General features: G+C 72.7%; 11 protein-coding genes. 6 read left to right on the top strand and 5 right to left on the bottom strand.

Annotation, left to right across the window (positions count from 1 at the left end; translation table 11 throughout):
- Positions 1-13 precede the first annotated feature (13 nt).
- The 4 genes from G339_RS0105445 to G339_RS0105460 all read right to left on the bottom strand — a co-directional run bounded on the left by G339_RS0105445 (position 14) and on the right by G339_RS0105460 (position 4,798).
- Positions 14-1,045 carry a hypothetical protein gene (locus G339_RS0105445; protein ID WP_019630070.1) on the bottom strand — a complete coding sequence of 344 codons (1,032 nt, stop codon included), beginning with the start codon at positions 1,043-1,045 and terminating at the stop codon, positions 14-16.
- A gap of 16 nt (positions 1,046-1,061) precedes the next feature.
- Positions 1,062-2,927 carry a hypothetical protein gene (locus tag G339_RS36435; protein ID WP_026341160.1) on the bottom strand — a complete coding sequence of 622 codons (1,866 nt, stop codon included), beginning with the start codon at positions 2,925-2,927 and terminating at the stop codon, positions 1,062-1,064.
- Positions 2,928-2,993: 66 nt separating this feature from the next.
- Positions 2,994-3,644, bottom strand: coding sequence for a response regulator (locus G339_RS0105455; protein WP_019630071.1), 651 nt, complete (start codon positions 3,642-3,644; stop codon positions 2,994-2,996).
- A complete protein-coding gene (locus tag G339_RS0105460; RefSeq protein WP_019630072.1) occupies positions 3,641-4,798 on the bottom strand; it encodes a sensor histidine kinase in 1,158 nt (385 codons plus the stop codon). The genes G339_RS0105455 and G339_RS0105460 overlap by 4 nt, the downstream gene beginning before the upstream one ends.
- 155 nt (positions 4,799-4,953) lie before the next feature.
- Here G339_RS0105460 and G339_RS36440 point away from each other — a divergent pair, with 155 nt between their 5' ends.
- From G339_RS36440 to G339_RS0105485, 5 genes are all read left to right on the top strand, one after another.
- Entirely contained in the window at positions 4,954-6,336 is a 1,383-nt protein-coding gene (locus G339_RS36440) for a glycosyltransferase 87 family protein (RefSeq protein ID WP_019630073.1), read from the top strand.
- A gap of 592 nt (positions 6,337-6,928) precedes the next feature.
- Positions 6,929-7,759 (top strand): hypothetical protein, encoded by an 831-nt coding sequence (locus G339_RS0105470; RefSeq protein ID WP_019630074.1) that lies wholly within the window; start codon positions 6,929-6,931, stop codon positions 7,757-7,759.
- 16 nt (positions 7,760-7,775) lie between these two features.
- The gene (locus G339_RS0105475; RefSeq protein ID WP_019630075.1) at positions 7,776-9,692 is read left to right on the top strand and encodes a fumarate reductase/succinate dehydrogenase flavoprotein subunit; all 1,917 of its coding nucleotides are present in this window, start codon (positions 7,776-7,778) and stop codon (positions 9,690-9,692) included.
- A complete protein-coding gene (locus G339_RS0105480; protein WP_019630076.1) occupies positions 9,689-10,459 on the top strand; it encodes a succinate dehydrogenase/fumarate reductase iron-sulfur subunit in 771 nt (256 codons plus the stop codon). The genes G339_RS0105475 and G339_RS0105480 overlap by 4 nt, the downstream gene beginning before the upstream one ends.
- A gap of 329 nt (positions 10,460-10,788) precedes the next feature.
- Positions 10,789-11,472 (top strand): Crp/Fnr family transcriptional regulator, encoded by a 684-nt coding sequence (locus G339_RS0105485; RefSeq protein WP_019630077.1) that lies wholly within the window; start codon positions 10,789-10,791, stop codon positions 11,470-11,472.
- A 267-nt stretch (positions 11,473-11,739) separates the two neighbouring features.
- On the opposite strand, the gene G339_RS0105490 is transcribed toward G339_RS0105485, so the two are convergent.
- The gene (locus G339_RS0105490; RefSeq protein ID WP_033322326.1) at positions 11,740-12,507 is read right to left on the bottom strand and encodes a hypothetical protein; all 768 of its coding nucleotides are present in this window, start codon (positions 12,505-12,507) and stop codon (positions 11,740-11,742) included.
- A gap of 209 nt (positions 12,508-12,716) precedes the next feature.
- Here G339_RS0105490 and G339_RS0105495 point away from each other — a divergent pair, with 209 nt between their 5' ends.
- Entirely contained in the window at positions 12,717-13,730 is a 1,014-nt protein-coding gene (locus G339_RS0105495; RefSeq protein WP_026341161.1) for a LysR family transcriptional regulator, read from the top strand.
- Positions 13,731-13,733 lie beyond the last annotated feature (3 nt).

Here is a 13,733-nt window from a genome sequence, read left to right on the forward strand (position 1 = left end):
CGCGTCCCAACCCTCAGCGGCGCGGGCCGCCGGAGTAGCCGATCTCGCGCGTCGGCGTGAAGGAGCCGACCGAGAGCCTGCGGACGAACCGGCCCCCGCGCGGCACGGCCTCGGCGCTCACCTCGAACGTGAACTGGCGGCCCGCCGGCAGGCGGCGGCCGTCGATCGTCACGGCGCGCAGGACGACGTACACCGCGCCCCACGGGCACGCGTAGTGCGCGCCGAGGTAGGTGCCGTTCCCGCGCGCGTAGTCGATCAGCCCGGCCTCGAATGCCGCGTCGATCTCGGCCTGGACGCGGAGTGTGCGGCGCGGATCGGGATCGTGTTTCCACAGTTCCTCGACGGCCCGCCGCGCGCGGAGATCGTTCCGCCAGTGCTGGCGTTCGCGCGGCGACGTCAGGCACCACTGGTCGAACGCGGACGAGTCCAGGGCGGGCAGGTCCAGGACCGGCGACATGCCGAGGCCCTCGTTGGCGTACGCGGCGATGAGCGCGGGCATCGCGACGAGCTGGCCCAGGTGGTAGTAGGTCTCCAGCGCGCGTTGCAGGCGGGTTTCGACGGCCTCGTGCAAGGCGGGTTCGGCGTCCGCTTCCAGGAGTCCCTCGGCCCATTCCGGCAGGTCGTCGGGGAGCGCGGCGACGTCCCGGACGTCGAGGGCGGGATTGCCCGCCGCCTGCCGCGCCCGCGACGTCCACTCCTCGACACGGTCGAAACACGCGATGACCTGCGCGTGGGTGACGGCCGGGACGTACCCGGCCGTGCGCGGGTCGGCGGTGTAGTCGGCGTCCAGGAGGTGTTCGCCGATGGATTGCAGGACGAAGGCGTTCCACGCGCACAGGAGTTGGCTCGCGGTGCCGGGCGGGAGGGTCCACAGGTCGGCGTTCTCGGCGGCGAGGCGGCGGCGGAGTTCTTCGGCGGCGTGGATTTCGCCGTAGGCGACGCCGCCCGCCCGGCGGAAGGATTCGAGGGTGTCCGCGCGGACCTCGCCTTTCAACCGGGACGCGACCCGCGTCAGGAAGGAAGGCTCGTCCGCTTTGCCGGGCATGGGGGTCTCCTCGGGGTCAGAAGGCGGACCGGACGGTGAGCAGGCCGCCCAGCCTGTCGCCTCGCGTGAAGGGGCCGGTCGAGATCGCGCGTTCGAAGCGGCCGGAGTCGGGGCGCACGCCGACGCGGAAGACGAACGTCCGGTCCGGGCGCAGGTCGCGGCCGTAGATCCGCAGCGCGCGCCGCGCCGCGTACACCGCGCCCCACGGGCAATCGGCGTGGCCGCCGATGAGTTCGCCGTCGTCCGTCGCGGCGTGGTCGACGGCTCCCGCCTCCCAGGCGGTGTCGATCAGCGCCTGGACGCGCAGGGTCGTCCGGACGCCGGGGTGGCGCGCCCACAGCCGTTCGATCTCGTAGTTCCGCGACGGGTCGTCGAGCAGCGCCGGGAGGAGGTGGGGCGACGTCAGGCACCAGGGATCGGATTCGGCGTCGAGCAGGGGCGCGGCCCGGAGCAGCGCGGCGTCGTCGTCGGCGCGGGGGAACGTCGCGGGTTCCGTGAGGCGCGACCGGTCGGGGCCGGGCTCGAAGCGGCCGACGACGAGTTCCAGGCGCGGGCCGACGCCCGGCGCGTCGGCGAACCGCAGGGCGAACCGGCGGCCGCGGCGCAGGCGTCGGCCGCCGATCACGGCGGGCCGCGCGACCGTGTAGACGGGCGTCCACGGACACTCGTCGTACGCGCCGAACGGTCGTCCCGCGGCGTCGTCGGTGTACTCGACCGCGCCCGCGCACAGCGCCGCGTCGACGTCGGCCTGCACGGCGAGCGCCGCCTTCCGGGCGTGCCGCCACATCTCGCGGACGGCCTCGCACGCGGCGGGGTCGGCGCGGAGCCGCGCGACCTCGTCCGACGCGGTGAGGTGCCACGGATCGGCGGTCGGCGACACGGCTGAACGGGCTTCCGGCGCGGCGGCCTGGCGCACCGGAGCACCGGCGGACGGCGAAAGGAGCCGCCGCGCGGTGGGCCCGCGCGCCGGGCCACCAGTGGGCGGCGGGTAGATGTGCGGTGCGGCGGGGTCGGGGCGCGGCCCGGGCGCGCGGGGCGGTGCCGCGGGTTCGCGGTGCGGGGTGGACGGCAACGACGCTCGCGGCGCGGTGGGCGCAGGCGGTGCGGCGGTGGGGGGCCGCATGCCGAGGTCGTCGTTGCGGTAGGCGGCGATGAGCGCGGGCATCGCGACGAGCTGACCCAGGTGGTAGTAGGTCTCCAGCGCTCGCTGGAGGCGGGCTTCGACGGCTTCGTGTAGGCCCGGGTCGGGGTCGGCTTCGAGGAGCCCTTCCGCGTAGTCGGCGGCGGTTGAGGCGTCGGCGGCGAGCTGGCGGAGCAGGCCGAGGTCGGACTCGTGCCCGGTTCCCGCCGTCTGGAGGAAGACGCCGAGGGCGACTTCGGCGTGGCCTCGGACGGCGCGGGCGGCGGCGAGCATGCCGTGCAGGTGGGGGAGCGGGCACGGCGAGGCTTCGGCCCAGGCGGGCAGGTCGTCCGGGAGCGCGGCGAGGTCGCGAACGTCGAAGGCGCGGTTGCCCGCCGCCTGGCGTGCCCGTGACGTCCACGTCTCGACACGGTCGAAACACGCGGCGACCTGTGCGTGAGTCACGGCGGGGACATACCCGGCCGTCCGGGGTTCGGCGGCGTAGTCGGCGTCCAGAAGGTGTTCGCCGACGGACTGCAGGACGAAGGCGTTCCACGCGCAGAGCAGTTGGCTCGCGACGCCGGGCGGCAGCCTCCACAGGTCGGCGTCCGCGGTTGACAGCTCGCGGCGCAGTTCCTCGGCCGCGTGGATCTCGCCGTACGCGACGCCGCCCGCGCGGCGGAAGGACTCCAGGGTGTCGGCGCGGATCTCGCCGCGTAGGCGGGACGCCATTCGGACCAGCAGCGGGGGATCGTCCGCCATACCCTCTCCTCTCGCCGCCGCGCATTAGGGAGATCATCGCCTATCGGGGGCGAATCGGGCGGGTAGTCAGGGGGTGGCGAGGCCGGTTTCGTAGGCCGCGATGACGAGTTGGACGCGGTCGCGGGCGGCGAGTTTCGCCAGGAGGCGGGCGACGTGCGCCTTCGCCGTCGCGGCGCTGATCGTCAGCTCGGCGGCGATCTCCGCGTTGGACATTCCGCGGCCGACGAGGGCAAGGACCTCCCGCTCGCGCGCGGTGACGCCGTCGAGGGAGAGCCGGGCGGGCGGCGGAGCCGCGGGGCGGGCCGCGAAGTCCGCGATCAGGCGGCGCGTCACGCCCGGCGCGAGCAGCGCGTCCCCGGCCGCGACGACGCGGATCGCGCCCAGGATCTCCTCCAGCGCCATGTCCTTGACGAGGAAGCCGCTCGCGCCCGCGCGCAGCGAGGCGTACACGTACTCGTCGTCGTCGAACGTCGTCAGCATCAGCACGCGCGGCCCGGCGCGGCCCGCGACGCGGCGGGCGGCCTCGATGCCGTCCATGTCCGGCATCCGGATGTCCATGACGACGACGTCGGGCGCGGTCTCGGCCGCGAGCCGCACCGCCTCCCGGCCCGTCCCGGCCTCCCCGACGACGGCGAGGTCCGGGGTGTCGGCGATGAGGACGCGCAGGCCCGCGCGGATCAGCGGCTGGTCGTCGGCCAGCAGGACGCGGACGGTCACGCCGCCGCCTCCGGGAGCGGCAGCCGCGCCGCGACCCGGAACCCGCCGCCGGGACGCGGCCCCGCCGCGAGCGTCCCGCCGAGCAGCCCGGCGCGCTCGCGCATCCCGGTGAGGCCGTAGCCGCCGGGGCCGCCGCGGGCCGCGCCGCGCCCGTCGTCCTCGACCTCCACCGACAGCGCCGCCGGGCCGTACGAGACCGTCACCCGGCAGCTCGCGACGCCCGCGTGCCGGACGACGTTGGTGACGGCCTCCTGCACGATCCGGTACGCCGACACGTCCAGGTCCGGCGGCAGCGGACGCCGCTCGCCGCGCCACCGCAGGTCCACCCGGACGCCCGCGTCCGCCGTCGCCGCCGCGAGCCGCGCCAGGTCCGCGACGCCCGGTGCGGGGTCGAGCGGCGCGGGGTCGAGCGGCGCGGGGTCGAGCGGCGCGGGCTCGGTGCGGCGCAGCGCGCCGAGCATCCGGCGCAGCCCGGCCAGCGTCTCCCGGCTGGTGTCCTCGATCGCGTTCAGCGCGCGCCGCGCCTCGGCGGGCTGCGTCTCGATGACGCGGCCGCCGACGCCCGCCTGGATCGCGATGATCCCGATGCTGTGCGCGACCATGTCGTGCAGTTCGCGGGCGATGCGCAGCCGCTCGGCGTCCACGGCCCGCTCGGTCGCCCGCGCGCGCAGCTCGCGCTCGTGCGCGCGGCGGTCGTGGACGGAGCGGCCCGCCGTCCACGCCGCGCCGAGCAGGACGACGACGAGCAGCGCGTGCGTGGCCAGGTCGGGGCCGGTCGGGAACGCCGCCGCCGAGAGCAGTTGCGTGACGAGCGTCAGCAGGGCGGCGACCGCCGCGGTCCAGCGCCGCCGCGTCGCCGCGATGTAGGCGACGGCGGCGTCGGCCACCACGATCTGCAGGCCCGCGACGTACGTCTGCCGGTGCGCGAGCGCGGCCGCGACCCACGCCAGCAGCAGCACCGCGAGGGCGGGCAGCGGTGCGCGGCGCAGCAGGGACGCGGTGACGAGCGTGAGCACGACCGAGGCCAGGACTTCGTAGCTCTGGAACCCGTGGCTGCCGTGGAACATCGTCAGATACAGGACGAACGGGTACAGCGCGGCGCCGCCCCAGGCGAGCGCCGTGCCCGCGACTCGGCGCGCTGACGAGGTCGACATACGTTGATCGTAACGATCCGTCGCCGTTCCTCCCATTGGCCGCGAGGCGTACGCCCCACGGCCACCCGCGTTCAGGGAAATGCCGCCGCCGGCCCGATGCGCTCGGCCCGGCGCGGTCGGGACCGTGGGAATCCCCGATCCGAGGAATGGTTCCCGTGGCCCGTTGGGCGTATGCCGTCCTGGCCGTCGAAATCACGGCGGTCGTCGTTTTCTCGCTGTTCTACGACTCGCTCGACTTCCACATCTATTGGGAGGGCGGCCGGGTCGTGACGCAGGGGACGCGGCTGTACCGGGAACGGCTCGTCGGGCTCTGGTACACCAACACGCCGTTCCTCGGGGCGGCGTTCGTCCCGCTGGCGGCGCTGCCGCTGACATTGGCGCGGCCGATCTGGCAGGTCGGAGCGGTCGCCGCGTTCGCGTGGGCGTGCGCGTCGACGCTCCGGCTCGCGGGCCGCCGCGTCACGCGGACGAACCTCGCCGCCGCCGTCGCGGCCGGACTCCTGCTCGAACCCGTGTGGCACTCGTTCTTTCTCGGGCAGGTGAATATTCTCCTGATGGCGCTCGTCCTCGCGGATTTCCGGCGCGGGGCGGGAATCGGCATCGCGGCCGCCATCAAACTGACGCCCGCCATTTTCGTCGTGCTGCTCCTGGCCACCGGACGCATCCGGGCGGCCGTGACGGCGACGGCCGCGTTCCTGATCTGCACGGGGCTCGCATTCGCGGTCGCGCCCGACGCGTCCTGGCTCTACTGGCGGGACGTCTTCTACGACACCACGCGCGTCGGCATTCCCTACATCAGCAACCAGTCGCCGTACGGCGCGGCCGTCCGGATCATGCACGGGGACGTCGGCGCGTGGTTCGGCGCCGTCCCGCCGCTGCTCGGCGCGGCCGGGATCGCCGTCGCCGCCCGGTGGGCGCGGCGCGGCGACCGGCTCGCGGCGGTGGCGGTGACCGGCGTGACCGGGCTGCTCGTCTCGCCCGTCTCGTGGGCGCACCACTGGGTGTGGGTCGTGCCCGCGCTCGCCGTCCTGCTCCGCGACGGCGCGTACCGCCTGGCATTCGCCGGATATGCGCTGTTCGTTCTCGCCGTCCCGTGGTGGACGCCGCACGGCGGCGGGCCGTCCGAGTACGGGTTCCACGGAGTGCCGACGCTCGCCGCGAACGCCTATCTCGCCGCCGGGCCGCTGTTCGTCGGCTACATGGCCGCGCGACTGAGAAGCCCGCGCCCCGCCGGACGGCGGGATCGCGGGCGAGGGAACGGAGGGCGCGCTCAGGCGCGGGCGCACGCCGCCGGAGCGGGCGCGCACGAGGGGCACGGAGTCACCACGGGCGGGTTGACCACGGGCGCGTTCACCGCGGGCGCGCGGACGCGCCCGCGCGCGCCGGGCGTGATGACGACCCGCGCGCCGAGGCACGTCAGGCACAGCGGGCCGGTCGCGGAGGGGGGCCGCCACGCGGCGGCCGGGGTCTGGATCTCGATCGTGTCGGTCATGACAGGGTCGAGAATGCCACACACCGCCGACATCGTGGCCGAATAAACGAGATCGGTACGAAGCCGGTCCCCGCCGCCCCGCCCCGCCGGCAGCGGACGAGCGGCCCGGGCCGAACGACGCGTCCGCACCATTGCCCGGCGGGCGGCGAACCGGGAATCCCGGTTCTCCGGGCGATCTCCGGGCGCCGCGAATGGCCGCGTGCGGAAAAAGGCGGCCCCGATCCCGGGAATGCGGTGCGGCCCGGAGCGGGCCACGCCGGAGGTGATCGACCGCTGGGAGGTTTCGCCGGGCGCGGATCGGTGACGGACCGGGCCGGGGCACGGACCGGCCCGGCGCGCCCGCTCATTCCCCGGAGCGCTCGTGTCAATAGACAGCGGCCATAGGCGGTGGTTATGACCGAAACGGTGTTCCACGGGCAAAGCGGTCCGGGTGTATCTGTGGCCGGAGTCACACCGATCCCCGGCTGTTATGTATGTCACAGTCGAGGCGTCCTGGCGTAAGGTCGCTTCGCTGGTAGCGCACACGAGGCGTCACCGCCCCTCACGCGGTGCCGCCTCCGGGCCGCGGCGCGACGGCCGTGCGCGCGACCGCCCAGGAAACGGGGACCGTCAAGACCCGAGGCCCAGGAGGGCGATCAATGAGCACACTGGAGGCGCCGGACCGGTCGCGCGCCCGAATCAAGGCACGGACGCTCCGCAAGGACGACTGGCGCGTCTACCCCGTCACCACGCTCGTCATCTTCACGGCGTGGGTGGTCTACGCGACCATCCGCGCATTCTGGGGATCGGCCTTCTACGTCCCCCAGTACCATTACCTGACGCCGTTCTACTCGCCGTGCTTCAACGAGATCTGCAACAACGTCACGATGGGCGAGCACCACGGCAGCGCCGCGGAATTCGGCACCTTCCTCCCGGCCGGGACGCGCGGCTGGATTCCGTTCGCCGTCATCTCGCTGCCGTTCCTGCTGCTGTTCCGGCTGACGTGCTACTACTACCGCAAGGCGTACTACCGCTCCTACTGGGCGTCCCCGCCCGCGTGCGCGGTCTCCGAGCCCCACAAGAAGTACACCGGCGAGCGCCGGTTCCCCCTCATCGGCCAGAACCTGCACCGGTACTTCTGGCTGCTCGCCGTCCTCATCTCGCTCGTCAACACCTGGGACGCGATCCGCGCCTTCCACGGCGCGGACGGCGGGATCGGCATCGGCCTCGGCACGATCATCCTGGTCGCCAACGTCGTCCTGCTCTGGGCGTACACGCTGTCGTGCCACTCGTGCCGCCACATCGTCGGCGGCCGCCTCAAGCACTTCTCCAAGCACCCCGTCCGGTACTGGCTCTGGGAGCAGGTCTCCAAGATCAACCAGCGGCACGGGCAGTTCGCGCTGATCACGCTCGGCTCGCTCGTCGTCGCCGACCTGTACGTGGCGCTGGTCGCGAGCGGCGCCTTCTCCGACCCCCGGCTGTTCAACTAGAGGGAGCCACAGACTCATGACGGAGATCGAACGGCACCGGTACGACGTCGTGGTGATCGGCGCCGGGGGCGCCGGGCTGCGCGCCGCGATCGAGGCCCGGCTCCAGGGAAAGAAGACGGCGGTCATCTCCAAGTCGCTGTTCGGCAAGGCGCACACGGTGATGGCCGAGGGCGGCGCGGCGGCGTCGATGGGGAACGTCAATCCCAACGACAACTGGATGGTCCACTTCCGCGACACCATGCGCGGCGGGAAGTTCCTCAACAACTGGCGGATGGCCGAACTGCACGCCAAGGAGGCCCCCGACCGCGTCTGGGAGCTGGAGCACTGGGGCGCGCTGTTCGACCGCACCAAGGACGGCAAGATCAGCCAGCGGAACTTCGGCGGCCACGAGTACCCGCGCCTCGCCCACGTCGGCGACCGCACCGGCCTGGAGCTGATCCGCACCACCCAGCAGAAGATCGTCGCCCTCCAGCAGGAGGACCACCGCGAGCACGGCGACTACGAGGCCCGGCTCAAGGTCTGGGCGGAGACGACCGTCACCCGGCTGCTCCTGGACGGCGACCGGATCGCGGGCGTCTTCGCCTACGTCCGCGAGACCGGGAAGTTCGTGGTGTTCGAGGCGCCCGCCGTCATCCTCGCCACCGGCGGCATCGGCAAGACGTTCAAGGTCACGTCCAACTCCTGGGAGTACACCGGCGACGGGCACGCGCTCGCCCTGCTCGCGGGCGCGACGCTGCTGAACATGGAGTTCGTCCAGTTCCACCCGACCGGCATGGTCTGGCCGCCCTCGGTGAAGGGCATCCTCGTCACCGAGTCGGTGCGCGGCGACCGCGGCATCCTCAAGAACTCCGAGGACAAGCGGTTCATGTTCGAGTACATCCCCGAGGTCTTCAAGAACCAGTACGCGACCACCGAGGAGGAGGCCGACCGCTGGTACGACGACCCCGACAACAACCGCCGCCCGCCCGAGCTGCTGCCCCGCGACGAGGTCGCCCGCGCCATCAACGCCGAGGTCAAGGCCGGACGCGGGTCGCCGCACGGCGGCGTGTTCCTCACCGTCGTCGGCCGGATGCCCGGCGGCGCGGAGGAGATCCGGCGGCGGCTGCCCGCGATGCACCATCAGTTCAAGGAACTGGCGGACGTCGACATCACCGCCGAGCCGATGGAGGTCGGCCCGACCTGCCACTACGTCATGGGCGGCGTCGAGGTCGACCCGGACACCGGCGCGGCGCTCGTCCCCGGCCTGTTCGCGGCGGGGGAGTGCTCCGGCGGGATGCACGGGTCCAACCGGCTCGGCGGGAACTCCCTGACGGACCTGCTGGTGTTCGGCCGCCGCTGCGGGATCGGCGCGGCCGAGTACCTCGACAACCTCGACGAGCGGCCCGCCGTCGCGCAGGACGAGGTCGACAAGGCCGTCGCCGAGGCGCTCGCGCCGCTGGACCGGACGGGCGGCGAGAGCCCGTACGCCGTCCACTCCGAGCTGCAGCAGACGATGAACGACCTCGTCGGCATCATCCGCAAGGAGAGCGAGCTGCGGCAGGCGCTCGAAGCGCTCGACAAGCTGCGCGAACGCGTCCGCAACGTGTCCGTCGAACCGGTCGCGGTGGGCGACGGCGGACGCGGCTACCACCCGGCCTGGCACCTCGCGCTCGACCTGCGCAACATGCTCCTCGTCGCGGAGGCCATCGCCAAGTCCGCGCTGGAGCGCGAGGAGAGCCGGGGCGGGCACACCCGCGACGACCATCCACAGATGTCGGCCGAGTGGCGCAAGGTGAACCTGGTGTGCCGACTCGTCGGCGACCCCGACGACCCGCGCGTCGAGCTGAGACGGCAGCCGATGGAGCCCATGCACCCCGACCTCCTCCGGCTGTTCGAGAGTTCCGAGCTGAAGAAGTACCTCACCGCCGAGGAACTGCCGGAGGAGGTCCAGTGAGCTACGACGCGAAGTTCCGGGTGTGGCGCGGCGACGACGGGGACGGCGAGCTGCGCGACTACACCGTCGAGGTGAACGAGGGCGAGGTCGTCCTCGACATCATCCACCGGCTGCAGGCGACCCAGGCCCCCGACCTGGCCGTCCGGTGGAACTGCAAGGCGGGCAAGTGCGGGTCGTGCTCGGCGGAGATCAACGGGATGCCGCGGCTGATGTGCATGACGCGGATGTCCACGTTCACCGAGGACGAGACGATCACCGTCACGCCCGTGCGGACGTTCCCGGTGATCCGCGACCTCGTCACCGACGTGTCGTTCAACTACGAGAAGGCCCGGGAGATCCCCGCGTTCGACCCGGGCGACGTCGCGCCCGGCGACATCCGCATGAAGCAGGTGGACGTCCAGCGCTCGCAGGAGTTCCGCAAGTGCATCGAGTGCTTCCTGTGCAACAACGTGTGCCACGTCATCCGCGACCATGACGAGAACAAGCCGAAGTTCTCCGGGCCGCGGTTCCTGATGCGGATCGCGGAATTGGAGATGAACCCGGCGGACGTCCTGGACCGGCGCGAGATCGCGCAGGACGATGCGGGGCTCGGGTTCTGCAACATCACCAAGTGCTGCACAGAGGTCTGTCCGGAGCACATCAAGATCACCGACAACGCGCTGATCCCGATGAAGGAGCGCGTCGCGGGCCGCAAGTACGACCCGGTGGTCTGGCTCGGCAGCAAGCTCGGCATCGTCCGGAAACCGCACGACACGCCGCCCGCGTGAGCGGGACCGGGGCCGCGGCCTGACGGTCGCGGCCCCGGTCGAGCGTGGAGGGGTCCAGGAGGACGAGAGCCTCGGGATTCTGCAAGATAACGCCGTAACAGGCTCCCCCGCCGACGACCGGTGCTGGCACCGGGTCCCGACGAGCGCGGCGCGTTCCGGGGCGGGCGGCCGTGCCCCCGCGACACCGCCGCCCACCGCCGCCGCTCCCCGCGAACGCCCACCGTCGCGCGGATTGGACCGTGTGAACAGGGAGAAGTTCACACAACGCGTGATGTTTTCGTGATTGCCCGCCGTGCGCGGCGCGGGCCCGCGGCCCTTAGCGTGGTGCCATGCCCCCCTACGAGAAGGGATCGTTCCTCGCCGAACTGTCCCCGGACGACCGCGCCGACCTGGAGCGGATCGGCCACCCGCGCACGTTCCGGCGCGGCGAGACGATCTTCCGCGAGGGGGAGCTGTCCACCTGGGTCGCGGTCCTCACCGCCGGCCGGGTGAAGGCGTACTCCGACCGGGAGCAGGGCGGCGAGGCGCTGCTCGCCGTGCGCGGGCCCGGCGCGCTGCTCGGCGAACTCGCCGCCATCGACGGGGAGCCCCGGTCCGCGACCGTCGCGGCACTGGAGTCGGTGCGGCTGCTGACGTTCACCGGCGACCAGTTCATGGAGTTCCTGCGCACCCACGGCGCGGCGTCCGTGCTCATCATGCGGACGCTGTCCGAGCGGTTCCGCGACGCCGACCGCAAACGCGTCGAATTCGGCATGTTCGACGCCACCGGGCGGGTCGCGCAGCGGCTCGTCGAACTCGCGGAACGCTTCGGCGTCCCCGACGGCGAGCCCGGCGGCCGGGGCGTCCGCATCACCCTCAACCTCTCCCAGGAGGAACTCGCGGGCTGGGTCGGCGCGTCCCGCGAAGCCGTCAGCAAAGCCCTCGGCACACTGCGGCGGCACGGGCTGATCGAGACGGGCCGCCGCCGCTTCGTCGTCCGAGACCTCGCAGCCCTACGCAAACACGCGCGTTAATTGCACTCCAGGCCAAGCCGCTCGCCTGGCGGCTCGCGGCTTACCTGGACTGCGTGCGAGTGCGGCATCGCTTCGCGATCTGCCGGGCGAAGCTCGCCTCCGGCGTCGCCCCGCCCGGCAGTTAACGCACTCGCGCTGTGGTCGAGGTCGTCAGGTCGCGCGTTCGCGTGTAGCCGCACGTGTCCGCTGGCTGGTCGGTCGTGGACTCCGGTCGGGGCCGTCGTCAATGCATTCGCGTCGTGTCGACGGGTCGCGTGCTGGGGTCGGTCAGTGGATTCCCTGGTCTTTTGCGAAGGACTTCGTGTCCTCGCCGAAGGCGTAGTTCTTGACGCGGATCACGGTGTTCAGCGTCGCGCTGTTGGCGCCGGAGGGGCTCGGGAGCTTCGTGAGGTTGTTGAGGACGCCCGTCAGCAGGCTGCAGTTCTTCGCGGCGGGGACCGCGAAGGTCTTGTCGCTGATCGTCGTCTTGATGACGAACTGGCCGTTCACGGTGGCGAGGCCGAGGTCGCCGAGGCCCGGCTTGAGGGCGATCGGCTCGGCGTCGCTCCCGATGTAGCAGTCGTTGCCGAACAGGAGGCTGTTCACCTTGATCTTGATCGGCAGCACGTCGGGGATGAGGAGCTTGCCGGGCGCGATGTCGCCGGCCTGCTCGACCTGCGCGGTGACGCCGGGCAGCGGCAGCGGCAGCGCCTCCGGGGGGACGTCCAGCGGGTCGCTCCTGAAGCCGCCGTCCGGCGTGCGGAGCTGGATCTTCCAGTCCTGGAGGCCCACGGCCACCGGAATGGTGATGGGCTTGGTGATCTGCTGCGTCAGGCCGCCGAGTTTCATCTCGCCGCCGGTGATGACGATGGCCAGGCAGTTCCACAGGAGGGAACTGGCGCCGGACGGCAGCTTCGGGCAGTTCGCGAAGTCGGCGGCGCTCGGCTGGTAGCCGGTGCCGGCGCTCGCGGCGGGGGCGGTCGCGGCGAGACCGGCGGTCAGCGCCAGCGCGCCGAGGCCGGCCGTGACGCGGGCGCGGCGGAACACACGCTTCATACGGGCTCCAAAGAGGGGTGGGCGGGTCGGCTCACCGTAATGACCGCCTCACCTGGTGATCTAGCGCACTTCATGAGAAAAGTTCAGGATGGTGGCGCACGCTTTCATCCGGGAGTGACAAGAAATGCGAGCGTCCGCTGGAACGTGACAGAACGTGGGGGCGAGGGCCGCGCCCGGTCACGTTTCGGGCGCGCCGTAACCTGGGTCGGGTGCAGTTGCAGCAGCTCGCCTACTTCGTGGCCGTCGCCGAGGTCCGGCACTTCACCCAGGCCGCCGAGCTGCTGCGCGTCGCCCAGCCCTCGCTGTCCAAGCAGATCCGCGCGCTGGAGACCGAGCTGGGCGCGTCGCTGTTCAGCCGCGCGCGCGGCAACATCACGCTGACGCCCGCCGGGGAGGCGCTGCTGCCGCTGGCCAAGCGCATCCTCGCCGACGTCGACACCGCGCGGCACGAGGTGCAGGAACTCGCCGGGCTGCGGCGCGGCCGGGTGCGGCTCGGCGCGACGCCGTCGCTGTGCGCGGGGCTGCTCGGGGACGTGCTGCGCCGCTTCCACGACGCGTACGCGGGCATCGAGATCCTGGTCGAGGAGGGCGGCTCGCGCGACCTCGTCCGGGAGCTGACGCGCGGCTCGCTGGACCTGGCGCTGGTGATCCTGCCGCTGCACGGCGACCCGCCGCTGGACACGACCCCGATCCTGCGGGAACGGCTCGTCGTCGCGTCGCCCGTGGCGGCCGACGAGCGGCCGGCGCCCGCGCCGCCGGGCGGGCGGATGCCGCCGCGCCGCCCGGCGACCGGCGTTCCCCGCCGTGCGACGCTGCGCATCGCGGACCTGCGCAACCGGCCGATGGTGATGTTCCGCTCCGGCTACGACCTGCGGGAGGCGACGATCAGCGCGTGCCGCGCGGAGGGCTTCGAGCCGCGCTTCGCGGTGGAGGGCGGCGAGATGGACGCCGTGCTGCGGTTCGTCGAGGCGGGCCTCGGCATCGCGGTCGTGCCGAGCATGGTGCTGGCGGGGCGGCCGATGCTGCGCGGCACGCCGCTCGTCCTGCGGGACGGGGAGGGCGGGCACCCGTCGCTGCTGCGGACGATCGCGCTCGCGCACCGCAAGGACGTCAGCCTGACGCATGCGGCGCGCGCGTTCCAGGACACGCTGATGACGTTCCTGGTGGAGGCGGCGCTGGCCGACAGCCTCCCGGCGGGCGTGGAGACGCTGCTGGAACGGTGAAGG

Origin of the sequence: Actinomadura atramentaria DSM 43919 (genome assembly GCF_000381885.1) — a bacterium.
GTDB classification, from domain to species: domain Bacteria; phylum Actinomycetota; class Actinomycetes; order Streptosporangiales; family Streptosporangiaceae; genus Spirillospora; species Spirillospora atramentaria.